Source organism: Treponema zioleckii, assembly GCF_014737315.1.
Classification (GTDB): Bacteria; Spirochaetota; Spirochaetia; order Treponematales; family Treponemataceae; genus Treponema_D; species Treponema_D zioleckii.
This window is the reverse complement of record NZ_JPUF01000003.1, coordinates 82,163-107,045: the sequence shown is the minus strand read 5'-3', so window position 1 is coordinate 107,045 and position 24,883 is coordinate 82,163. Positions and strand designations below refer to the sequence as shown.

General features: G+C 41.7%; 17 protein-coding genes. 6 read left to right on the top strand and 11 right to left on the bottom strand.

Annotation, left to right across the window (positions count from 1 at the left end; genetic code table 11):
- Positions 1-31: 31 nt before the first annotated feature.
- Together dxs and JI65_RS01930 are read right to left on the bottom strand one after the other, a co-directional pair.
- Entirely contained in the window at positions 32-1,963 is a 1,932-nt protein-coding gene (dxs, locus tag JI65_RS01935) for a 1-deoxy-D-xylulose-5-phosphate synthase (protein WP_191013684.1), read from the bottom strand.
- A 301-nt stretch (positions 1,964-2,264) separates the two neighbouring features.
- Positions 2,265-2,465 carry a DNA-directed RNA polymerase subunit omega gene (locus tag JI65_RS01930; RefSeq protein WP_191013683.1) on the bottom strand — a complete coding sequence of 67 codons (201 nt, stop codon included), beginning with the start codon at positions 2,463-2,465 and terminating at the stop codon, positions 2,265-2,267.
- A 114-nt stretch (positions 2,466-2,579) separates the two neighbouring features.
- Between JI65_RS01930 and recO the strand changes: the two genes are divergently transcribed.
- Genes recO through JI65_RS01915 form a run of 3 tightly spaced genes read left to right on the top strand, consistent with a single transcriptional unit; the run spans position 2,580 to position 6,569 of the window.
- A complete protein-coding gene (gene recO / locus JI65_RS01925; RefSeq protein WP_191013682.1) occupies positions 2,580-3,383 on the top strand; it encodes a DNA repair protein RecO in 804 nt (267 codons plus the stop codon).
- Positions 3,380-5,515, top strand: coding sequence for a single-stranded-DNA-specific exonuclease RecJ (gene recJ / locus JI65_RS01920; RefSeq protein WP_191013681.1), 2,136 nt, complete (start codon positions 3,380-3,382; stop codon positions 5,513-5,515). Before recO ends, recJ begins: the two co-directional genes overlap by 4 nt.
- Before the next feature lie 28 nt (positions 5,516-5,543).
- Complete coding sequence (locus tag JI65_RS01915) at positions 5,544-6,569, top strand: M23 family metallopeptidase (protein ID WP_191013680.1); 1,026 nt, start codon at positions 5,544-5,546, stop codon at positions 6,567-6,569.
- Here JI65_RS01915 and JI65_RS01910 read toward each other — a convergent pair.
- The 5 genes from JI65_RS01910 to JI65_RS01890 all read right to left on the bottom strand — a co-directional run bounded on the left by JI65_RS01910 (position 6,529) and on the right by JI65_RS01890 (position 11,662).
- Positions 6,529-6,990 (bottom strand): hypothetical protein, encoded by a 462-nt coding sequence (locus JI65_RS01910; RefSeq protein WP_191013679.1) that lies wholly within the window; start codon positions 6,988-6,990, stop codon positions 6,529-6,531. The two genes, JI65_RS01915 and JI65_RS01910, sit on opposite strands and share 41 nt — an antisense overlap.
- Positions 6,991-7,153: 163 nt before the next feature.
- Positions 7,154-9,091: an NAD-dependent DNA ligase LigA gene (gene ligA, locus JI65_RS01905; protein ID WP_191013678.1), complete on the bottom strand. Its 1,938-nt coding sequence runs from the start codon at positions 9,089-9,091 to the stop codon at positions 7,154-7,156.
- A gap of 9 nt (positions 9,092-9,100) precedes the next feature.
- Positions 9,101-9,805: a tRNA (guanosine(46)-N7)-methyltransferase TrmB gene (trmB, locus tag JI65_RS01900; RefSeq protein WP_242457134.1), complete on the bottom strand. Its 705-nt coding sequence runs from the start codon at positions 9,803-9,805 to the stop codon at positions 9,101-9,103.
- A gap of 19 nt (positions 9,806-9,824) precedes the next feature.
- On the bottom strand, positions 9,825-10,466 hold the full coding sequence (locus JI65_RS01895; protein WP_191013676.1) for a hypothetical protein: 642 nt from the start codon (positions 10,464-10,466) through the stop codon (positions 9,825-9,827).
- A gap of 29 nt (positions 10,467-10,495) precedes the next feature.
- On the bottom strand, positions 10,496-11,662 hold the full coding sequence (locus JI65_RS01890; protein WP_191013675.1) for a DUF8084 family protein: 1,167 nt from the start codon (positions 11,660-11,662) through the stop codon (positions 10,496-10,498).
- A gap of 173 nt (positions 11,663-11,835) precedes the next feature.
- Between JI65_RS01890 and JI65_RS01885 the strand changes: the two genes are divergently transcribed.
- From JI65_RS01885 to JI65_RS17635, 3 genes are read left to right on the top strand one after another with little or no spacing between them, the layout of a single operon-like run.
- Complete coding sequence (locus JI65_RS01885; RefSeq protein WP_191013674.1) at positions 11,836-13,860, top strand: hypothetical protein; 2,025 nt, start codon at positions 11,836-11,838, stop codon at positions 13,858-13,860.
- The gene (gene dinB, locus JI65_RS01880) at positions 13,830-14,963 is read left to right on the top strand and encodes a DNA polymerase IV (protein WP_191013673.1); all 1,134 of its coding nucleotides are present in this window, start codon (positions 13,830-13,832) and stop codon (positions 14,961-14,963) included. Before JI65_RS01885 ends, dinB begins: the two co-directional genes overlap by 31 nt.
- A complete protein-coding gene (locus JI65_RS17635) occupies positions 14,893-19,818 on the top strand; it encodes a hypothetical protein (protein WP_191013672.1) in 4,926 nt (1,641 codons plus the stop codon). Before dinB ends, JI65_RS17635 begins: the two co-directional genes overlap by 71 nt.
- Before the next feature lie 5 nt (positions 19,819-19,823).
- On the opposite strand, the gene JI65_RS01870 is transcribed toward JI65_RS17635, so the two are convergent.
- The 4 genes from JI65_RS01870 to JI65_RS01855 all read right to left on the bottom strand — a co-directional run bounded on the left by JI65_RS01870 (position 19,824) and on the right by JI65_RS01855 (position 24,720).
- Entirely contained in the window at positions 19,824-21,953 is a 2,130-nt protein-coding gene (locus JI65_RS01870) for a hypothetical protein (RefSeq protein WP_242457133.1), read from the bottom strand.
- A gap of 66 nt (positions 21,954-22,019) precedes the next feature.
- Complete coding sequence (locus JI65_RS01865; RefSeq protein WP_242457132.1) at positions 22,020-22,616, bottom strand: tetratricopeptide repeat protein; 597 nt, start codon at positions 22,614-22,616, stop codon at positions 22,020-22,022.
- Positions 22,617-22,722: 106 nt separating this feature from the next.
- Positions 22,723-23,496 (bottom strand): 5'/3'-nucleotidase SurE, encoded by a 774-nt coding sequence (gene surE / locus JI65_RS01860; protein WP_242457131.1) that lies wholly within the window; start codon positions 23,494-23,496, stop codon positions 22,723-22,725.
- Positions 23,497-23,538: 42 nt separating this feature from the next.
- Complete coding sequence (locus JI65_RS01855; RefSeq protein WP_242457130.1) at positions 23,539-24,720, bottom strand: galactokinase; 1,182 nt, start codon at positions 24,718-24,720, stop codon at positions 23,539-23,541.
- Between the last annotated feature and the right edge of the window lie 163 nt (positions 24,721-24,883).

The following is a 24,883-nucleotide window of genomic DNA, read 5'->3' as shown; positions in this document are numbered from 1 at the left end:
ATAAAATATGTTTTTAACTAAAAAAACTTCTCTAAAAAAGAGAAAGTGCTGCCGCCGAAAGGTGTTTAGGAGACATCCGCGCGTCTTCGCAAATCTGCTCCCGGTTTCCATGATGCAAAAATCGGTCTGGAAACGCCTTTACGAAAGTTTTTATATCTTGATTTTTTTTATGCAACAAATCTTCAAGATATTCCCCGATTCCCCCAATCTGAACGCCGTCTTCCACAAAAACAACGCCGTCATAATTCTGGGCGAGAGAAGTAAAATATTCTTCGTCAAGCGGCTTTAAGAATCTGAGAGAATAAATGTCCGCGTAAACGTGCGACTGCAAAACAAGCCGTGCGGCCTGCAAAACTTCCGCAAACATTCCGCCGGTCGTAACGAAAAGGACTTTTTTAAAATCATCGCACTTTCCGGAAGCGATTTCAAAAGGTTCGATCTCAAAATCAGTGCTCAGCGCGGGTGCAAAATCCTCGCATTTTACGAGCAATCCCCTTCCCTCTTCAATTTCTCCCTCAAAAGCCTTGAGTTCAGAAGGACAGGACAATTTTGGATAACGAATGATTACAGGATGATTCGTTTTTTCAAGTGCAAATTCAAGACTATTTTTTTTGGCGGAAGCTGAACAAGGAGAAAGCATGATGATATTAGGAATCGGACGCAAAATCGAAATGTCAAAAAGCCCCTGATGAGTCGAACCGTCACCCGGAACAACGCCGGCCCGGTCAAAACAGAAAACCACATGAAAATCCGGCAGTGCCACGTCGTGAATTATCTGGTCAACCGCCCGCTGAATAAAAGTGGAATAAATTGCCACCACAGGAATCATTCCGCCGGCACTCAGTCCCGCGGCAAAAGTAACTGCATGTTCTTCCGCAATTCCCACGTCAAAAAATCTGTTCTGGAAGCGTCTTGAAAAAGCGTCAAGACCGGTTCCTTTTGACATTGCCGCCGTAATCGCAGCGACTTTTTCGTTTTTTGATGCAGCATCGATTATTGTCTGACTGAAATTTTCGGTAAAACTCAGCGTATCAAACTTTTCCATTACGCCGTTCGAGATTTGGAACGGTCCCACACCATGAAAAGTGGACGGATCGTTTTCGGCAGGGCTGTACCCTTTTCCTTTTTTTGTGAGAACATGCACGACGACTGGCTTGGAAAGACTCTTTACACGGTTAAAAGTGTCTTCCAGCAACTTTATATTATGTCCGTCAAGCGGACCGACATATTCAAAACCAAAATCCGTAAAAAGGTTCGTGTTCAAAAACACGCCTTTTATTCCCCGTTTTAACCTAAAAATCATTTTTCCCAAATGATGTTCGGAATAAGGAATTTTATCAACGAGACGGTCCACAAAGTTCCTGAATTTTTGGTAAAAACCCGTCATCGTCAAAGAAGAAAGATATCGAGAAACAGAACCTGTATTCGGGGAAATTGACATTTGATTATCGTTCAGAACGACAATCAGATTTTTTGCGAGCTGACCTGCGTGATTCATCGCCTCAAAAGCAAGACCGCCTGTAAGAGCACCGTCCCCAATAACGGCAATAACCTTTCCGTCTTTTTTGCAGTAGTTCCATGCAGTCAAAAGTCCCAACCCCTGCGAAATTGATGTGCTTGAATGCCCGTTGTCAAAAAAATCATGCTCGCTTTCCATACGGCGCGTAAAGCCTGAAATTCCATCATGCTTTCTTATAGACGAAAAAGAGTTGTACCGCCCTGTAAGGAGTTTGTGCGTGTATGCCTGATGGCTTACGTCAAAAATAACGGCATCTTTTGGACTTGAAAACACTCTATGAATCGCAATCGTAAGTTCCACGACTCCTAAATTGCTTGCAAGATGGCCGCCGTTTTTTGCGACTGTTTCTATAATTTTTTTTCGGATTTCGTCAGATAGTTCGGGGAGTTTTTCTTCTGGAATTTTTTTGAGATCGTCTGGAGATTTTATACCGGAAAGTAACATTTTCTATTTTCTGCTCCCGAAAAAAAAGACCGCGTAGTTTTACAACTTTCGCGGTCTTTTAAAAGTAATTCACAATTCACAACCCACATTTATAAAGTAAGCTGACTAACAGTCATCATTACTTCTTGTGACGATTGCGCCTAAGCATCTTCTTACGCTTATGTGTCGCCATCTTCTGGCGCTTTCTTTTCTTTCCACAAGGCATTATAAGCACCCCTTATTAAAGTGTATTGGTATTATCATTAAAAGGTTCGTTTTCGTCAAGCATAAAACAAAACTTAAACAAACCTTTTATAGTAACCTATTTTTTAGATTCGATTCTTCCGAATTTTACCTGCTTTGTAAAAACCTGTTTTGCCGCGAGCGAAACAACTTTGTCTTCATTCTCCTCAATGGCCTTGTCTTTAATCATCGCCATTTGATATGCACGGCGACTAGAAGCTACTGTGGCTTCGTAAATATTTTCCGAAAATTTAACCAATTGTTCCAAAGGAAAAATCATAAAATCAATGTCTCCTAGTTTTATATCTTTTTTATTTTAATAAATTGATTTTTCTCTGTCAATTTTTATTTTGACAAGTTGACTATTTTTAACGAAATTTACTATTTTAAATGAATGAGAAATGTCTCTTGCAACGCACTCATTCTTTCGATTCAGCCACAGGGAGAAAACAATCGCACGGCAACGATTTTTTCGGAGGCGGAGGGAATTATTTATGCGACTCTTTACGGGGGGCCAAAAAGCAAACTTCGTTCGCTCGTTTCGCCGATGAATTCGGGAGTTCTTTATCTTTACCGCGACGAAGCAAAAAAATCCACAAAAATTACGGATTTTGACGTAAAAAAATATCATCTTTCATTCAGGGAAAATCTTTTTAAAACGTTCGCATCTTCCCTTGCGGCGGAAATTCTAATAAAAACAAAGTGCGCAGGTTCCCCAAAATCAGCCTGGCGCATAACAAACGGCTTGCTGGACGGTATGGAACTTTCTGACGAAAAAGAATCTCGTCTGGGATTCGTGCGTTTTTTGTGGAGATATCTTGAAATCTTAGGAATCAAGCCGAACACATCAACCTGTGTTCAATGCGGTGAATCTTTGCATAGTAGAAAATTCACGAATGATTCTTTATTATATATGAATATTTTTGATGAACGTGAAAACGGATTCATCTGTGCGGATTGCTCTCATTCAATGTATTCCGCTCAGGGAGGAAATGACTCCTATAAACCACGCTTCATTTTGGGAAAATCGGCCGTAACGTATCTTGAAGCAATTTCAACGCTTGCACCAAAGGACGTAAGACGGATTTTAATCGATGAAAAATCGTATCTTGAGATGAAAGAACTTTGCTTTGCTCTGATTGAGAATGCGTGCGGCTCGAAGCTCAAATCACTTGAATCTGGAATCGGGATTTTATGAAAAACTGGATAAAAAAAACAATCACTCGAAAAGAGGTTAGCGACATTTACGACCGTTTTGGCGCGGATCCGCTCACGGCCTCTATTCTTGCCCGCAGAGGCATTGTAAACGGAAACGATGTGCAATATTTTTTGGAAGATGACAAAAGATACCTTCACAATCCGTTTTTGTTCGTAAACATGGAAGACGCGGTAGACAGGATTCTTCAGGCGGTTGACGAAGAGGAAAAAGTCCTTATCTTTGGAGACCGCGACGTGGACGGAATCACGTCAACAACTGTCCTCTACAATTACCTAACGTCTCTCGGTCTTGACGTAAAATGCAAGCTTCCGTCAGGCTCAGACCCATACGGACTGAACCTTCCTGCAATCGACGAGTTTGAAAAAGACTACGGTTCTTTAATCATCACCGTGGACTGCGGAATTTCAAACGTGGAAGAAATAAAATATGCAACTGAAAAAGGAATGGATGTTATAGTCATTGACCATCACAATCCTCCGGAAGTGCTTCCTTCGCCTGCAATCATCGTAAATCCAAAATGCGCGGACTCAGGCTATCCGTTCAAAGACATTTCTGGCTGCGCGGTTGCCTACAAAGTCGTTACGGCATTAAGATTTGCGCGGAGCGAAGTTTACAAAAACGAAATCGCACTTCTTACAGCCCACGAAGAAGGCGGAAAGTGCGCCGTTGAAGTTATAAAAGTTGAAAATCTCGTGGAAAAATCATTTTTCTCAGAAAAATACGACGCAGGAACTTCGATTTCTCAAACAAAGCTTTTGGACTTTTTACGGGGCCAGCAGATTTTTGTCTGGGACGCAAATTCTACGCAGCAGATTTTGTCACAAACGTTCGGCAAAGGAGCAGAATTCAACTTTCTTGATTTGCGCCCTCAGCTCGCTCGGATATTTCCTTCAATGGCAAACGCGTCGCTCTCAGATTTGAAGTCAAAATCAAAAATCGCCCGTTACAATCCAGAATACAACAGCGAAATAAAAAGTTTCTTCAATATTTTTGTAACGTTCGTAAACAGACAGATTGAAGAGCAGTTCCCGGAAATCAAAAAAGCCGACGAGCGGGATTTGCAGCTTGTTTCTCTTGCAGCCCTCGCAGACATTATGCCTCTTATTGACGAAAACAGAATTTTCCTTCGGCACGGAATCAACTCCATAAACAAGGGGAACGCGCGCGAAGGACTCATGGAACTTCTTTCGCTCCAGAATCTTCTCGGAAAAAAAATCGGTAGCACGGATCTTTCATGGAACATAAATCCAGCCTTGAACGCAACGGGAAGACTCGGCCAGCCAGAAATCGGTCTTGAGCTGTTCCTTGAAAAAGACCCGGCAAAACGAACCGACATTGCGAACAAAATCATCGATATGAACAATACCCGAAAGCAACTCGGAATCGAAGGCTGGAGCTATGCGGAAGAACACGCGCGCGAATCAATCGAAAAATACGGCGGAAAACTTTGCGTCGTGATTGACGAAAGAATCAACCGCGGAGTTTCGGGAACGATTGCGGGCCGGCTTGTATCCACTTACGGAATTCCTTCAATGGCAATCACTTACGTTGACGGAATCGCCATCGGCTCAATGCGGAGCTGTCGCGGTTACGACGTTACGAATTTTCTCGAACAGATGAGCGAAGTTTTTATAAGCCACGGCGGGCACAATTTTGCGGCAGGATTCAGTTTTAAGAAAGAACGTATGCCAGAATTCCTTTCGTACCTTGAAAAGCTTGCCCCTACAATTGAACTTGGAAATGACGAATCCGAAAGAATCGACATTGATGCAGAAATTCCGCCAGACTACCTAAAACCGACGCTGCTTACGCTCGTGGACAAATTCGAGCCATACGGTGAGTCAAACCGAGAACTTACATTTATGAGCCGTTCGCTAAAAATTTCTGACGCGCTATTGCTCGGTAAAACAGAACGGCAACATTTAAAACTCACTTTGGACTGCGGAAAAAACAAGTGGCCGGCAATGTTCTGGGGAGAAGGCGACCGTCTCCACAAAGAATTCGACAAGGGCGACAAAGTTGACGTGGTTTACCAGATAAGCCGAAACACTTACAACGGAGTCGAAACGCCGCAAATGATAATAACGGATATCCGGCGCAGCATGGACTAAAATAGAATTCAAAATCGAGGAGGATTTTATGAATAAAAGTACAAAAAAAGTGGCGGCTATTCTTACTTTCTTGCTAATCGCAATGGCCGCCCTTACAGCCGAAAAAAGCAGCTGGCAAACGGACGACTACAACATGAGCGTTTTTTACAACGCAAAATTGCATCCAGGTGACGCGCTTTTTGTAAGAATGATTTTTACGCCAAAAAACGATTTTAAAAATCAGCTTTTGACCGCAGACAAAAAATCAACTGGAAAAATTCAGTTTTTTAAGGGAAAAGATTTAACTGCAAAGTCTCTCTCTCAGTCAAGTTTTTACAGAATCAAACGAAGTGACGAAACTGCCGAAGAAACGATTCTTGCCGGCGTTCCGCTGAACACATACGTAAAACCAGGACAGTACACGCTCAACGTTACTTATTCACCATTCGGAAGGGCAAAACAGACTTTTACGCTGCCAGTTGAAGTTCTCAAAAAAGATTTTGAGCTTTACACGCTCAACATGCCAGAAGCAAGCACAAAAATCCGAAACGACAACAGCAAAGAAAAACAGCAGCAAATTGCAAAGCTCAACGAAGTCTTGGGAAAATGCGACACAAACGCCGTTTACGAACTTAACGCATTCCAGGCTCCAACACCAGCAAAAAGAATCACTTCAACCTACGGCGAAAGACGCGTTTATGTCTACACCACAGGAAAAAAGCAGAACAGTATGCACTACGGAAAGGACTTTGGAATTCCCACCGGCTCAGAAGTTCGAGCCTGCGCACACGGAAAAGTCGTTCTTTCTGAATGGAGAATCACCACCGGCTACACCGTCGTAATCGAGCATTTACCGCAGCTTTACAGCCTTTACTACCACAACAGCGAACTAAAATGCAAAGTCGGAGACATCGTTAAACCAGGCGATTTGATTTCAATCTCCGGAGCGACAGGATTCGTAACAGGGCCGCACCTTCATTGGGAAATCCGCATGAACTGGGAAGCAGTTGATCCAGATTTTTTTATAAGCGATTTTACATTTGAAGAAGCTTCAAAGAACCTTTTGAATCAATAACAATCTCGTAGCGAGTTCCGGTCTTTAGACCGGAAAGTTCTATCGAATAGATTTTTGAATATCTTGACTGCATTCTTTTTGATTGCCAGATTGCAAAAAAGCACAAATCGCTCAGGGCAGAACGACATTTTGAAGAATACCTTGAAGACAACAGCATACACTCACCGTCTTCAAGGAAGTATTTTGGTAAAAAAGTGCCGTCCCCCACTTGCGAAGAATTTTCATGCCCGATTTTGGAAGAACGAATATCCAGCGGAAAAAGATATTCTTTTCCGCCAAAAGCCGCACTCGTAAAATCCACAGAAAGACTTTGCCCGCTCCACGACCGATCAATTATGCAGAATTCCTTGCCGTCAGTGTCAAGAATCGTAAAACGCGCGCTAACCGTGTCCGGGCTGGAACCATAAAACAGCACGTGCATAACCGAATAATTCGAGATTTCCGGGACTTTCTTTGCAGAAAAAAAACAGCGGACAAAAATAAAACAATAAAACAACGCGGTTCCGAGCAAAACAAAAAGTGAGGCAAGCGAAATAAATTTTATGATTTTTTCGAGTTTTACTTTTTTTCTGTCCGCATACGTTTTATGAAAGTAGTTTTAAAAATTCCTCCTCGTTGATTATCGGAATGTTATACTTCTGAGCCTTCTGATTTTTTGAAGAACCGCTTTCGGTATCATTCGTAACGAGATAGCTCAAATCCTTCGTAACAGACGACTTGCACGAACCGCCGTTTTTCTTTACGAGTTCCTCGGCATCAGCACGCTTCATGCTCCTAAGTTCGCCTGTAAAACAAAAAGATTTTCCTTCGAGTTTTCCGCCCGAAACCTGCTCAATTTCAATCACGCCGCCGTTAACGAGGGAGAGCATTTCTTCTTTGTTTTCCAAAAGCCCTTGCACGAAGGTTTGGGCAGTTATTTCCGCAAAACCATAAACGGCGGCAATCTGCTCAGTAGTCGCGGCAAAAAGTTTTTCGAGCGAATTATAGCCAGAATCAACAAGTTTCTGCACGGTCGTCTCACCGATTCCTTCAATGTCAAAACCAGCAACAAAAACGGCAAGGGACATTTTTCGGTGCCTTTGAATCGACTCGTAAACTTTTTTTGCGCCGAGAGAATCTTTTTGATTTTCGATTGATTCCTCATTCAAAAAGTAAGGAACCAATGTTTCGGCATCAAGTTTGTAAATATCAGAAATTGAATTAAGAATTTTGTCCTTAAAAAGCGAGCGGATTAAAGTTTCGCCCAAATCCCGAATATCAACTACGCCGACCCATTTAAAAAGCTGATGCAAAATCCGCTTTGAACAAGACTTGTTCGGGCAGTAAAGCCGGCTTCCGTCATCAACAAGCTTGGAACCGCAAATCTGGCACTCGCTCGGAAAAATCACTTGCGAAGTTTTGTCCCCTTCTTCTTCCGGGAGAACGTTCTCTATTTTTGGGATAATTTCGCCGCGTTTTACCACAACGACCCGGCTTCCGATTTTCAAGCCGAGCGCACGCATCGTGTCTGGATTCGCAAGGCTCGCGCGCTGAACTTTCGTTCCGTTCAGGGAAACTTCGTCAAAAATCGCGACAGGAGTGTATGTTGCCCCGGATTCGCTCCACTCAACAGAACGCACGATAGAAACAGCTTCTTCAAGACTGAATTTAAAAGCTATCTGTCTGTCAGGCCTGGCCCGACTTGCATCTGCAAGATTTATGGCCCGCTCTTTTATTACAAGCCCGTCAATGTCGTATTCAAGCGCAGTCCTTTTTTCCATCACTTCGGCGCGGTAATCAATAACTTCTTTTGGAGAATGAACGATTTTTAGCGGGCAAACGTTAAAACCGCATTTTTTGAGCCAATCAATTTTTTCTTCCTCGTCTTTAAACGGACTTTCACCTTCAGTGCACAAAGCATCGTAAGTTATGAGCTTTAAATTCTCGCTTCCGCTTCCGTCCTTTCGCTTCATAAGACCGTTCGCCGCATTTCGGCAATTTGCTTTATCGGCATAAAAAGTTTTATGAACGTCATGCGTCATAATAACTTCGCCACGTACGGCACCAGTAAAATCAACGCTCTTTCCGTCACAGTCGAATAGAGCCGCGGGAACGCCGTTCATTTTTTTTGCGTTCGCGGTAATGTCGTCTCCAACCGAGCCGTCGCCACGAGTCACCGCGCGAACTAAATTGCCATGCCTGAATTGAAGCTCAAGAGAAGCACCGTCGAGTTTGTATTCAACAAAATATTCTGAATAAACGTGATTTTTAGCCCATGCAAGAAATTGCTCAGGGTTCGCAGCTTTTTCCTGACTCCCCATTGGCATTATATGCCTGATTTTCGCAAAATTTCCGCTGTCGGCACCAACTTTTTTTAAAATTTCATTTTCCGGGTCCAGAGTTTTAAGTTCGTCCCAAAGTTTATCAAATTCAGAATCCTCAATTTCGGCCTCGCCATTGTAGTAAGAATCCTGATATTTTTTTATGAGCGTAACCAGCTCAGAAATTCTTGCAGTCTCATCAATATCAAATAAATCTGCCATTTTTACTTCCTAGATTTTTTCGAACATCATTTCGCTAATCACGCGGTTCGCGTCAACACCTTTTTGCTCAAAACGAGTCTCCGGTCGCCACTCCTGATGCGGCGCAAAACCGTCAAAACGATTTTTGAGTCCTTCCGTAAGTTTTAGCTCATCCATCGCAAACTCAGCGTAAGGAAGCCAATCCGTAACAAAATAAATGTAGCCGCCTTTCAAAAGTTTTTTTGTGAGCAAATCTGTTCTAGGGCGCTGAACGAGTCTTCGCTTGTGGTGGCGTTTTTTTGGCCACGGGTCGGCAAAGAAAATATGGAACGCACTAACGCTTTCATCGGCAATCATGTCGGAAAGCACTTCCATAGCATCATGCGCGATGATTCTTAGATTTTTTAGCCCACGCTCACGAATCTCGCCCAAAAGTTTTCCGATTCCTGGCTTATGGACCTCGATTCCAATATAGTTGATGTTAGGATTGTTCTCCGCAATTATCGCAGTCGCCTTTCCCATTCCAAAACCAATTTCTATTACGACAGGATTTTTGTTTCCGAAGATTTCTTCAAAATCAAGTTTCTTTTCGCTGAATTTTTCTTTATCGTAAGGAATGCCCCAAACAGGCAAAAGTTCCTCGTAGTCTTTTTTTTCAGCATTGGTAAAATGCCCCGCACGAATCACAAAAGTGTGCACTTCACGTCTTATCTCATCAGTTTGTCTTTCAGGCATAATTTTCCTCGCTTTCATTTTAAAGATTTTCTTTAGGCAGAAGAATATAAACTCCGCTGCCAGCACTAAAATAAACGTCCCGCTTTGAGACGGCTTTGTTATAATTTTCAAGGATTTTTTGAGGCTCGCTCCAGCTATCCTTTGGTTTTCCAAAATAAATCACTTCGTTTTTTTCGTTGTACACCGCAATATTTTTTTGCGCCCCCCTTGCAAAAGAAAGCGCATTTTCAGAAGTTGATTCAACAAGCCGCTTGTCATAGGCCACAACGAATTTTCCCTCGGTTTCGTTGTCAGTCAAATCGGCATACAAAACAGTATACGAGCCTGCAAAATTCGGGCTCATCGCATCAGAACGGAGGTTTTTCGCAAATACGTAATTTTTGTCGTCGGAAGAAAAAATCTCAGGAGTTTCGATAATCCATGAATAATCACTGGAATCTTTTGAAACAACCATTTTTGAAGCACGCCGAGCTTCACTGTTGAGCTGCAAAAAAACAGAAAGCGACACGGAAGGATTTTTATCAACTTCTTCAAAGTCAAAAACGACGTAATAAGAGACTTTCGAAATTTCGGGTACGCTGTCTGAACATGAAAAAATCATCGGCACGAACGCAAAAAGCACAGTCCCGATGATAATTTTCCGAATAAGTTTGAGAAACATAAGTATATGTTACCCGAATTCAATTTTTTTTAGAAGTTAAAAATCAAGTTAATGACGGTTAAATCGTTTGACGAGAACTGATTTACGATAGACTCGAATTTTACGTCAACTTTCTTACATGCGTCATCAAGATAAGAAAGATAGTAAAGTCCCAAGTCCGTGCTCTCCTGCCCGTCAGGAAGTTCCCGGTAGAAATCGATAAGAGAACGCTTGCTTGTATCGGCAGCCATTTTAGCTTCAATGCTCTCTTTCGTTTCCTGGAACTCCTCATCTTTGTTGTAAAGCGTAATCTGGAGTCGTCCCTGTTTACCAACAGAAGTAGAGCCGCCGCCAAGTTTCCATGAAAGCGAAACCAGCTCGTGCTTGCGTTTAAGCTCAGCAATGATTTTTTCGCGAATATCCGGGTCAAAAATCATTGAATCGGTGTCTTCCGCACCTGCATACATAAGCTTTGCAGCCTTTCTCATGTTGTTGTTCTCATTATTGAGCGCAAGCTCCATCACAAGAATCGAAATATATTCGGCAACACGAGATTTTTCCATGTATTCCTGCAAAAGATGCCTTATTGAAAGATTCATCTCGGCAAAACCGTCGGTCTTATAAAATTTTACAAGAATATACCAATTCATAAGACTCAGACGATTCAGGAATTTCTCCGACATAAGAAGATAAACATTTCTCTCTTCTGGAGAATAATCCTTGTTTTCAAGAATCGACTTCCAGACAGGATCAAGAATATCTTTCTTTACCATTGCGATTACAGACTGCTTGTTTACCAGCACAGTACGCAATTTTGAATCAGCAATATTAGTTCGCTCGTCGATGAGCTGGCTAGGATTTGCACGGTTATGTTTACGAACAATGTCACATTTTATAAGGCTCGCAAAAACCTCGCGTTCAAACTGCTTGTAAAGAAGCGAGTAGACGATGACCTTCGAAAGATCCATCACTTCCTGTCGAACGGAAACGAACTCTGACATGGCAATTTCGATTTTTGAAATATAGTCAACCATAATCATGTTCTGAAGGGACTGTGGCGAAAACGGATTCAAAGAGATTCCGTATTCTTCAACATTATCTGCAAGCTTAAATCTTAAAAGTTTTTTCTTGTGACTGATAAAATGCGATGTACCTTCCTCTGTCAAGATAACTTTCAGAGGCAAATTCAGACTAAACTTTTTACCAGCACCACTCATATATGAACTCCTTTTTTATATACGTTTTATTATAAACTAAGCCACTTGCATTGTAAACCTACAAATTATATTCTATATATTGTATGCATTCGCACATCATCAACATGCACTGGCACACCATACAGATTAAACTTCTCGCTGCAATACTGCTTATTTTTTCGGCTTCCCACAGTGTGAAGGCACAGCCAAAAAGTTCGGCGCTTCAAAATGACTCTGAAAATATTACAGAAATCTCCGGGAATTTAGAATCTGAAAAATATGAGGGATTGCGTCTTTCCAAAGAAATCGAGGCATTTCTCAAATCAAATCTCCAAAATCTACACGGAATAACAATTCAAAAAGAAGACTTCTCTCTGACAGGGCAGGACGAATTTCCTTTTAATATTATAATCGACAAGCAAGGCTCATATAGTGAAGAAAAAGATTCCGGGACAAATCAAAAAAAAATGGCTTTGGTTCTGGATTTTTTGCAAGAAGACGTTTTTAAGCGCAAAGAGCAATTTTCAGACTTCATAAATCAAATTGCGAACAGGCAGTTTCCTTACGATTTAAAAATTCTCTGTGCGAGCAAAGACAATCCAATAATAAATGACAAAAAACAGACGACGGGTACGGAGGCATTCGTTGACTCCGTTTCTGACCCAACAAGCATGGCTATTCTTGCAATAAGATTCACTGGCGAGGAAAAAAACGTAATCCTGACAGGCGTAAAAGGTTCGGCAAGTCCGGCATGGCTTTCAAAACTGATTTGCGAGGCGTTTGAAGACGCAGGTGAGGACTATGCTTATCCGCACAAATTCCTTTCTTTTTTTAGGCTCGGCTGGCATGAAGGAGACGCAAGGCTCACCTCGATAATCGAGCATGGGATCGCCTCTATTGCCATAAATTTTACTGATTCAAACGGATTTAAAGTCTTGAACCGTTTTCTTTCGGTTTTCAACGTGACTACGGATGAAGAATGGGACATTCACTACACATATTTTTTTCTTCCAAAAGAAAAAAAGCAGATTTGGCTTACAGAAAAGAATTTTCTTTCGCTGGGACTTATCATGATTTTTTCGGGTCTTTTAATTCTTTTTAGTTTTTCATTCGTCGGGGAAAAAGGCGCCAAAAAAAAAGAAGAATTCATAAATTCCTGGTACATGATTCCGCTTTCGCTTCTAATTTCTTTTTTGTCATTGATTCTGGCACAATTTTTGATTCAGCACGTGCCTTTCATCAAAACGCAGAATCCTATAATTCAGGCCGGAATAAAGCTGATTCTTTCGTTCGTGTTTCTTTCATTTTCTTTTATGGCGGAAGAACGGCTGCACCTGCCGGTAATGCAGTTTGCATTCGGATACGCGATTGCTTTTGCGGCAATGCTCAACATCATGTATTTCAGCATTTTTGACATTCTTTTCTTTCTTTTGTTCGGGCTTGAATACTTGATAATCTATTTTACAAAAGGATTCACGAACATACCGGCGTTAATCGTCACGAGCATTCTTATGCTTTTGCCGTTCGTTCCATACGCGCTGACTTTGGTGCAATATTCCCACACAAAACTTTTGCACTCTCTCACGAATACTTCGATTTTCGGGAACTTTACGCTTTTAATGGGAGTTTTCCCGTTTCACATTCTTTGGCTCAAATTTCTTACGCGAATAAATATTTATGCCGGAATAAAAGGGCACTCAAGGCGGCGGGTTTTTATTACAAGCGGAATCGGGGCAATTTACAATCTTCTTTTTTCGTTCGCAATTCTTTCCGCAATCTCAAATATTTGGTATTACACGCCGGAGCGAATTGAAAGCGAATCTTACAAACTTGATTTTTTTGAGGAGAACTTGGGCACGATTTCGGCAAATATTACAAAAGATGAATTCTCTGACTTAAATTCAAATCACCTCGAAATAACTTCGCTTCAAAATGCGGTGCGCTACTCGGTAAAAATTCATGCGCTGAACGAGCAAGTTCCTGTTTACGAGTCGCTTTATAATTTTTCAAGCGGCGAAGATTCTGACACAGTAATCTTTACGATTCCAGATTTGCCACCAAAAAAAATAACGATTGATTATGCGTGTGCGGCAAATGCTTCTTCAGAAATTGAAATCGAAGCAATCTACAGAACCGAAAATAAAGAGCGATTCAGAATACGAAAAAATAAAAATCAACGGTTAGAATTATGCAGAAAGTTTTTCTCCATGTGGATTTAGACGCTTTTTTTGCCTCTGTAGAACAGCTGGACAATCCTCAGTACCGCGGAAAGCCCGTAATTGTAGGCGGGCACAGGGGAATGCGACGCGGCGTCGTTTCTACCGCATCCTACGAGGCGCGCGCGTTCGGAGTGCACTCTGCAATGCCGCTTTTTATGGCAGAAAAACTTTGTCCGCAAGGGATTTTTCTTCCCGGAAGAATGCATCGCTATCACGAAAAATCAGAAGAAGTCATGGCGATTTTTAAAGAATACTCTCCGGACATTCATCAAATTTCGGTGGACGAAGCTTTTATAGACCTGACGGGAACGGAGCGGCTGTTTGGGCCTGCGGAAGAAACTGCAAAACGGCTAAAAAAAGAAATCAAAGAAAAAACAGGACTTACAGTTTCGGTGGGAGTTGCTTCCACAAAATACGTCGCAAAAATTGCATCCGGGTTAAAAAAGCCAGACGGTCTTTGCGTAGTTCCCTTCGGAAAGGAATGTGATTTTATGCTGAGCCTGCCGCTAGAAAAACTTTGGGGCGCGGGAACAAAAACTCTCGCGCGACTCAGACAATTCGGCATCTTAACAACAAGAAATATTTACGAGCGTTCCCTTCCGCTTTTGCAAAGTATTTTTGGCAAGGCCGGCGGACTTTTTCTTTACAACGCAGTCCGTGGAAACGAAAGCGAAGATTTTAATCAAGAAACCAAAAGCCGTTCTATAAGTGCCGAAAATACATACACTTACGATTTGACAGATTCTGAAGCAATTGAAACCGCCCTTTTGCAGCTATGCCACACAGTAATGTTCCGGGCCTTAAAAGAAAAACTCAGAAGCAAAACAGTCGCCTTAAAAATCCGCTACGAAGATTTTTCGACTTTTACGGCACAGGACACGCGGGAACGCGACGTTTCTTCGATTGAAGATTTTTTTGAGCGCGTAAAAGCCCTTTTTTTTAAAAAATATCAGAACGGAATGGGAATTCGACTTTTGGGAGTTGGGCTTCAAAACGTGGAAGATTCAACAAAACCACGGCAGCAAGAACTTTTTGAATTCGGTGATAGAAAAAAAACGCAAAGTCGAAGAAGCGATTCTAAAAGCCTCGCAGAAAAATCCTGAATTAAAAATCACGAAGGCACGGCTTTTGGGAAAGTCATTTTGGGACAAATCTTTAAAATCTATAATCTTTTTTTTCGCATTTTTTGCTTTTTTATCACTAAAAGAAAATTGCCATGCTGAAAACGCTTCAAATTCTGTTTCAAGGCAAAAAAGTGACGGTGCGGGCTCAATTGTTTTTGATTCTTCAAAACTTCCGCTCGAAGATACGGAAAGCGGAAAAAAAACAACTGACAGCGAAAACGACCAAGATTCTGAAGAAAATGACGAAAAGGCAAAATCGATTTTTGACTACGATTTTGGCGACACGAACGTTGAGTTTCTCGCAGAAGGCTATTGGAAAAGCACAGTCTCAAGCACGACAACTTCAACCTTCGGATTTGGCACAACCCCCGCGCTTTCCCTCGGAACGCCAGTTTTTACGCAGAACGTGGATTTAAGCCTGTGGTTCATGGTGAATCGCAAATGGTATTTTGGAGCTGCATTTGCAGAAGAATTTGACAAAAACACAGTGGAAGCCGGATACATTGGCGAAGGAACACTAAAATCAGCAAAAATCGCAAACCGTGGAATTATTTTTCCTTCTATATATTCTGTTAGCACTGCAGGCTACGGAATTGGCGGAGGGGACAACCAAGCTCCCGGATTTTCAATAAATTTCAAAAGCGAAAACTGGCAGGCTGATGCAACAGTCCGTTACGACATGCTTTTGGAACAAGAAAAAAACTGGTACGGGAAAAACCAAGTTTCAACGACGAATATTGAACTTTCAGAATGGCACACTGGAAGCATGTTTGTTCTTCCAACAGCGGAAGACATAACCAACGTTCAGGGCGTATACGTCGAAAGCTCCACGGGAACATTCAAAGATTCTCAGGGACGTAAATATAAAAAACTTGATTCAAGCCAATATCTTCTTTCGGCGGCAAACTGCACGGTTTACATTTCAAAAGACGCAAAAGCCGGGAAAACGAACGGAAAATTGCCAGCTGTCGCATTCGAATTTAACTCGGCAGGAATTACAAAACTCAATTCAAATTTAGGAGAATTCGGAACAAAATCCGAGCCAGGAAGTGGATTTTTAGGCGAAATTCAAAAATGGTTTTGCACGGAAAACGTCGCTTCTTATTCCTACGGCAAGCTTACAGGAAACAATCGTGGCGGAGACTCGACCGGACTTGAAACGCAAGGATTTTTTGACAGGATTGACAGCGAAGCAGTCCTTTTTGTCCAGCATCCGGCAGGATTCTCTCCGTTTCAAGTTGCAAATCGCTACGATTTAGGAATCACAAAAGCAACGGATGCAAAAATCGCCTCAAAAACCACGGAAGATTCTTCCGCCTCTTTTTCAGTCCAAATTGCCGACACAGATTCAACTTTTACCGAAAATGATTTTTTTAACACTTCGCACACATACGCAGACGTTTTTTTGACAGAAAGCACGGCCAGCAACGCCTCCGAAGATTCAACTCTAGTTTCTCCAAAAGTCCGTTTTCCTTTCGCAAACACAAAACCCGAAATCTATCTTGGATTTTGCACGAACGAAGATTTGGTTTTAAGAATCCGAAGCTACACGCAAGTTTCCAGATTTGAAATTGGCACAAACGCAGTTGCAGGCACGGTTCGGGTTTACAAAAACAACGTTTTGGACGCAGGCGCAACTTACAATCAAGACGAAGGTACAATCACACTCTCAAGCGGAGTTGGTTCCGGTGACCACATTCGCGCAGTCTGGAGCGAAGACAGCGAGAGCACGGAACAAGGCGCAATTGCAGTTGCGGCGGGATTCAAATACGATTTTTCAAACGCATTCTCACTTGATCTTTCGGCCGCTTCACGATGGGCACTTTCCGCAGAAAAAAAATACGCGGACGACGAAGATTCCGCGCAAGGATTCGTAGCCCTCGCCTCGTCCGCCGTTTACAAAAAAAATAACTTTGAAGCAAAAAACACAGCGAGCGTCGCCCTTGAAAACCAGAACACAACTGGAAATTACAGAATTTTAGGAATGGATGACGACACAGCAGAAAGCTCTTATCTGAGCAAAAAAGCTGGCATTTCCTTGCCAGACGGTTTTGCCCCGGTTTTGGTTTTTACAGAATCAGGCAGCTCGAAAACCATCGAACTGGACGCACAAAAAAACGGAAGCGTGGAACCTGCAAACGGAAGCACGGATTCAAAAATCAGTGGATACGCAATTTCCGCAGAATGGAATTTTTCGAATATTTCAGGCACTGAAGACTCCCCCGCTTGGGCAGCAACGACCATAAGCACACCTGCGCTAAAAAACAAACTTTCAAACGCAACAGCTCTCTCAATGGCATTCAAATCGCTAAGTTCGCTGACGGACGTAAAAGTTTTTCTTCAACTCGGCGTGAGCGGCGAAGAAGATTTTTCGTATGAAGACTCGCTTTCACTCCCAACCTGGAAAATTTTCGATTCGGAAACAAAAACTTCCGGTGACGGCGCAAAAATCACACAAAAAGATGACAGCGAATGGGAAGTCGTAACCGTAACGCTCTCAAACGAAGACAGGAGCCACATAAACGAGCTCCAAAACTACAATGCACGAATCATAGTGACAAAAAATCAAGATTCTCAAGTTTCAACAGGATTTTTAAAAGTTGGTCCTTACGAAGTTGAAGGCATAACTTTTCAGGCAGTTTCAGAAAACGCAGAAACAAAAAATTATCAGACCAAAGATTCGTCACTTTCGAACACAAAAATCAAAGAATTTAATTCGACAACAAATTACGTTCAATATTTTGAATGGGAATACGAAACCGAAGTGGAAGAAGATGAAATTGAATTCATCAGATATTTTGAAGATTTTGATTTTTCACCTTACAAAAAATTGAATTTCTTTTTTAAGCATTCCAGTTCCAATTCTGATTTTGAATTTATTTTGGAGCGAAGCGGAGATTCTGCAAAAGAAGCCGTTTACATTTCGATTTTAAAAGAACAGCTTGCAAATTTTTCAACCGATTCCTGGCACTCGCTTGCACTCGATTTGCAAACGCACGCCCTAAAAATTGACGGACAAACAATTAGTGCAACAGTGCGTTCAAAATCCTCCGTAATGCCAAACCGATTCAAAATTCGCATAAAAAACTATTCGCCGGAAGCCGCAAATTTTTCTATTGACGAACTTTACTTTTCTGAAAACAGCCCTTATTTTGTTTTTCAAGACAAAGCGAAAATTGCATACAAAAAACCGGGCGAAATACTCAGCATAAAAAACTTTTCTATTTTAAAGGATTTTTCAATCGGGCTTTCTGGAAACGCAAGCAAAACAACCTCGGAAAACAGCGAAACTTTGGCACAAGGAAACGGAGAAGTTTCGGCAGTGATTATGAATCTAAAAGTTGACCTTTCGGCTGCAAAGGCATCTGAAAACACAGGATTGACTTCTGGCGCGCACAAAATCAGCACGGAAAAGCCGATTTTAAATTTTCTTTCAGCCTCTGAAGAATACAATTTTTTAAAAGACGAGGAATCTTTAGAAAAAACAGACTCGCTAAAACTTGATTTTTCTAGAATCAAATTTCCTTTTATTCTAGAATCAAATTTTTCTTCAAACTCTGATGAATGGTCAAAAAATCAAGCCCAGAATTCAAAAATCAGTTTTAATTCAAAGTATTTTGAATTTTTGGCAAACGGAAAAACCTCCCAAAAACTGAGCGACACAGAAAATTATGAAACCGAAAATTATTTTTCTTCATACAAACAAATCTCCGCTCTGGAATTCTCAAAAGGCGAAAGCGACGCTTCAAAACGGACAGTTTCTCTGAACTCAAAAGCGAGCGGAAAATTTGATTTTTTAAAATTAAAACCCGCTCTTGCGTTTTCGTCGGACGGAACGTACAAAAAAACAACGGCTACAGTTTTTACCGACAAAACTTCGTTTGAATGCACACTGCCCTTCTCGATTCAAAAAAATTCATTTTCGCTCAGCTGGAAAAAATCCACTGGCGGCGTAAAAAAAACTGAAGCCGGCGGAGATTATTTTTCGGACGCGGACAAACTTTTTGCCCCCCTTTCCGAACGCGAGTGGTTCCTAAAAGCAATGCCGATTTACGATTTACTGAGCGACAATCTTGCCTCATCTGTATTGGCAGACGCCACAATGGATTCAAGTTCTACAGAATCGCTTTATTATTCTTCAAATTACGCAGCCGTATGGAAGAGAAACTTTTTTGCGACAAAATACGATTTTTTTATTCCGTCATCCGTAAAATTGAATCTTACGAGAGACATCAAAACAGCTTCTTCTGTAGCTGATTCCAGCCAAATAAAATTAACTTCGAGCCATGCGGCGGCAAACGTTTTTGGTAGCACGGGAACAATAAAAAAATTTGACTGGTACGAACAAGATGAATACACGGCTTCTCTTTCCGCAGCAGTAAAACTTCCACGCGACACGCCCGATAATTTTTCTGTTTTACTGGGAAGTTACGTTCAGGCAGTTTTTTTTATAACCCAAAAAGAATACGTAAAAACTGGTTTTGAAATAAGTTTTGAAGACAAATACAACTGGACAGGCAAATCGACATTTATCTGGAAACGCTACGGAAAAATCACGCCGCTGTTTTCGATAATCGAACTCTTTAAGCCAGATTTGCGGCACGAAAACCACAAACTCACAAGAACTGACAGTCTGAACTTTTTGGCAACCAGCAGTTCTTCATCATCAGAAATTACAAAAAAATACAAAGTTGATTTAAATCACGAACTTGAAATTCAAGTTACAAAGTTTATTTCGGTAAATACAAGTGCGGGAATAAATTACAATGCAACCTGGGATAAAATCGCCTCGCTGGGAGCAAGTTTTTCGGCAGGTTGCACTGTAAAATTTTAGGTTTGCTATTCAAGCGGAGCAAAATACCCCGTTGAATCTCGACCACTTCGGTTCAAGAGATATGTCTCAACTTCCACAGGAAGGTATTTTTCGCCAAAAGCCGTCTGCAATCTTGAAGTATAAGAAATTCTGTACAATCCGCAAGGAATGTTTATAATATCTCCCACAACCCCGGAAAGCCCCTGAGTGCGATAAACATAGTACTGTCCGCCCTCTGTGTTGCTGCAAAGGTACGAAATTTCAGAATCAGGCGAACCTTGATTTAGCAAAATCGAAACAAGGCTGATTGAATTATTGTTCATGTACGTTGTTAAATCTGCAAGGCCATATTGCTCAAAAGCATTTGGCGTAACAGTTCCTGCACTCACAAGAACCACCGCGCGCTTGTTCTCACCGTTGATAAGTGCATTCGAAGCAAGACGAAGCGCTACGTCCAACTGAACATCATTTGCCACAGGATTTTTAAGTTGTCTGCAAGTAAACTTTACAGCCCCGGAAGGTGCCCCTTCATACTCAACCACAGGCATAACACCTGCACTTATGATTCGGAGAGTGCCCTTATTGCCCATTGCCGTTGCAAGTTCCTGAACAGCACTTTCCATCGCCTCGGAATAGGCTGCAGACTCCTGCGAACGATCAAGAACAAGAGTAATGTCTGCAACGTCGTTTACGTATCCAGCACCCTCAAGCTTAAAGTCCGCAACAGGAAGCTTTTCTTCGGTCACAACAAAATTATTGTCTTTTAAGCCAACAACACTTTGCCGTCTTCGATTCTCAACCTTTACGTCAAGCACAACTTTAGGGAAGGCCTTAGAATCAACTCTGTCAACCTGAACCAAAAGGCCTCCAATCAATTCGGACATCTTCGACATTACATAAATTTCGTTTGTCTTAAAATCTGTAACAAGAATGTTTCCGTTCGCATCAGGAACCGCACAAGTTATCTGAGAAGGTGCGTTTCCAGTACTTACATTTTCAAAAAGCGAACCAGTCTCTTTATCAATCGAATAAACTTTGTTCTTATCGCAAATCACAAGGTAATTTCCCCAAGGTTTTATTGATTCTGGATGCGTAAAAGTTTTTTCACGGCACAAAAGACCAATGTAGTTTCCTGCAGTATCAAAACGATAAATAGCTCCCGTCACGGCGTCCGCAACAAAAACCGAACCGTCCGCAACCGCAACTCCAGTCGGAGCCTTTAAGCCTGCAAAATCCGCCTGTTTTCCGCCAAAAAAGAAAAGTGGATTTCCGTCTTTGTCAAAAACATCAATGCGGCTGTTTCCAAAATCAGAAACATAAATATTTCCATCATCATCCTGAGCCAAATACTGCGGTCCAACAAGGCCGCCAACGCCTCTGCCTTTTTCTCCAAATGATTTTACCAAAAAACCGTATTGATTGAATTCACTAATTCTGTCGCCGGCAAATTCACTAACGAGCAAGTTGCCGTTTTCAAGACGAATTATGTCCATCGGTCTGTCAAAGCCATTCAACGGGCCTGTAGAACGTATCGTCACGATTCCGTTCACGTCAAGACAAATAAGTTCGTTTGAACCATACGCCAACACCCATGCAGTTCCGTCAGGATTCGGAAGAATCGAAATTGGCTGGCTAAAAACAAGATTTTCTCCGTTCACGCCAGAAAAACTTCCGGATTCAGTGTATTTTACCGGTGTGTCGTAAAAATTGTCCGTAATTCGTCGCTCTCGAAGAATCTCGATTTTATTCTTCAATAAAAGTCCGCCGTAGCCCTGCTGCGAAGCGTACTCCCATTGTTGCAAAGCCGAGCCTTCTATACCAGAGCGGTAATATGCCTTTCCGAGCCAATCAAGAATCATGTTTTCAGCAGGAAGATATGCCAAAGCCTTTTCAAACTGCACGATTGCATCATTGAACGCACCGCGATAATAGGCCTGTACGCCCCGTCTGAATTCCTGCTCACCAAATCCAGATTCAGCAGAACGAGTATTTGTCGCAGAAACTCTAGTCGCTTCCTCGCTAGTAAAGGCATTTGACTGTGCAGAAACAGAAAAGAAGGTACAGCCAAAAACAGCAATGCCTAAAACCAGAAATTTCAATGATTTTTTTGTTTTTGGGGATTTAGCAAAATCCCGCATTCTTACCGATTTCTTCATTTATATGCTTATCCTATATCTGCTATTTTAATTTAGGGCAATTCAAAACGATTTTTAGCCCGCTTTTTAAACTTCCTGCGCCATTCGAATATGCTCATTAATTTCTTCATTGTCTGGCAAGATTTCGTGAGCTTGGGTCAAATATTTCATCGCATCATTCACAAGGCCAAGTTTTAAATAAACCCAGCCAACTGAATCAAGGCAGGCAGGCGAATTCGGCTCTATCGACAACGCCTTTTTGCAATACGAAAGAGCTTTGGTCAAATCCCTGTTCTCACTTGCAAGCACGTAGCCCATTCCGTTCAACGCCGTAGGATTCTCTTCATCAACTTCCAGAGCTTTTTTGTAATAATCCAAACACAAATCTACCTGATCGTCCTGCCAAGCCAAATAAGCTAAAGAAGCATAAACCGAAGCAGTTTTGTAGCCGGTTTCTATCAATTTGTTCAACTCGAACGTCGCAAGCTTCTTTCTTCCGCTTTTTACATAAATCAAAGCTAGAAGATAACGGCATTGCAAAACACGGTCGCTATCAGTTCCGACAGTGACAACCTGTTCCAAATACAAAAGAGCATCATCAAAATGCTCAAGTTTTGAATAACAAAGCCCAATATAATACGCAAGTTCAATATTATCCGTAACAGAGTCTTCAGGCAAAGACAAAAAAAAACGCCAATGCACCCGTATAATCCTTGCGGTTATACATCGAGATTCCTTCGAGAAGAATATTTTTATCTGACATAAATCCTCCCACATATCAGATAGAAAATCAGAAACTAAAAGACAATTCCAAATCAGCCGGACAGTGTTCATAATAAGGCTCTGCAAAAATCCGAGAAATAGAAATTTTGCCATCGTTTACAACAGCATAATCACTGGCCTCATTTTTCAGTTTGCGCGGCGACTCAGAAGATTGTATATTTCCACCCTTAAAAAAGCCATAGCGATTCCCGTCTGGAGCCTCAAGAATGTCAACCGAATCACGATAGTCTCTTACACTAAGTGCGGAATACACAACTTCATTATATTTATCGGAAGAATAAGCATTGACACTTACAAAAAGCTCACTCGTTGATAAAGAAATTAATTTTTCGAGATTTTTGGCACAAAATTCCGCCAATGCAGAAAACTTCCATGAATCATCAAAACATTCAAGACTGACCGCAATACCAGGCAGCTTGTACAAAACAGCCTGACGAGCCGCAGCACACGTTCCGGAATAAACCACGTCAGTTCCGAGATTCGCGCCTTTGTTGATTCCAGAAAAAACGGCGTCGAATTTTAATCCCCGTTCAAACAACTCAGATTTTAAAGCCGCAAGCACGCAGTCAACAGGACTGCCAGAACATGAAAGTCTGTTTTTGCCGCATTCAACGAATTTTAGAGCGGCGTTCATATTCAAATGACTGGAAACCGCAGAACGATTGGAATCCGGCGCCAGAACAAAAACGTTCGCAACAGCCGAAAGACTTTTCTCAAGGGCCAAAAGCCCTTCCCCGTTCACCCCGTCGTCATTTGTGATGAGTATATTTTTTCGTGACAATTTTTTTCTCCATTCAGAAACACATCAAACTTAGCACAAAAGTTACAAAAGCAGCTTAGCACCGTCGGAAGGCTCTACCATATAATAGGAAGCTTTGAACCCGAAAATCTTATCATATTCAACAAGTTTTGCCTCGAAAAGCGGAATGTTTTTTCTATCCAAAATCGCATAAACGCAGCGTCCGAACCCCTTTCCGGTAATTCGACCGCAACACACAGGATTAAACTCATTATCCGGCGTAGGATTTATTTCCACGAGGCGTTTCAAAATCCAGTCGATTTCCGGGCAAGAAATTTCGTACAAATCCCGCATCTTAGAATGGCTCGAATTTACTGCACGGGCAAACTGCGCAAAATTGTTGTTGATGATTCCTTCGCGAGCTTCAAGAAGATAATGATGCTCATGAATTACGCTGTAAAGTCTTCGCTTGGTCGTTTCGTCAACAATAGAAAGGACCTCGTTTATTTCGTTTCTGTCAACTTCATAAGTCCAGCCACCAAAAGTGTGCGCCCTCAAAAGACGAAGTTCGCCCAAAAGAAGCGCGTATTCCGGCTGGCGGAGGGTTTCCTCATCCCAGAGAGAGATTCGGGGTACTTTTGCGTCCACAAGAAGAATCGCTTTCTCTGAAAAATCAAACGGAATATTTTCGTAAGTTCGCTTTTCATGGTTTGTCAAAAGCACACACCCGCTTTTTGAGTACATTGCCGCATAATTGTCGGCAACATGATTGTCTGTCTCGTAATAATCCGTATTCGCAATAGAAAGGATTCTTAGAATCTTGTCATCAGCACAATCCACTCCCAAAGCAGCCCTGACGGCATAAATGCTGGCAACTTTTATTGCAGTCGTAATTCCAAAGCCGGCCGACGGAAGAATATCCGAGCAAACTGTAAAATTCATTCCGCGAAGCTTAAATCCCAAAGCTTCAAAACCGTACAAAACAGATTTTATCGCATTTGCCCACCTGTCTTCCTTGCGCTGTTTTAGGGAAGACAGATTTGAATGTCGCCGGTCTTTTAAATCCGAGAAAAAGAAATAAAGCGAATCATCATTCCTAAAAGAAATGGCGACTTCAACAGGAAAGTTTATCGCCATCGAAAGCGTCTTGTCCCTAAAAAACCAGGAATGTTCGCCAAGCAAATGGAATCTAGCAGGAGCCGAAGCCACTGAAATCGCAGGGGTATTGTATTCATACTCGTGTATATCTTTGATTTTGTTCAGCACTTGTTTAATTGTCTCTTTTTAGCAATAAAAAAAACTTTCAAAAAGTAAATGCTTAAAGAAAGTCCCTAAACGTTGCTTTTTTAAAGCCAACTTAATAAAATGATATTATAATGAGTCGAATTTTACAAGTTTTTTGTTCCGTTTTTTCAGTTTCAAATAAGCC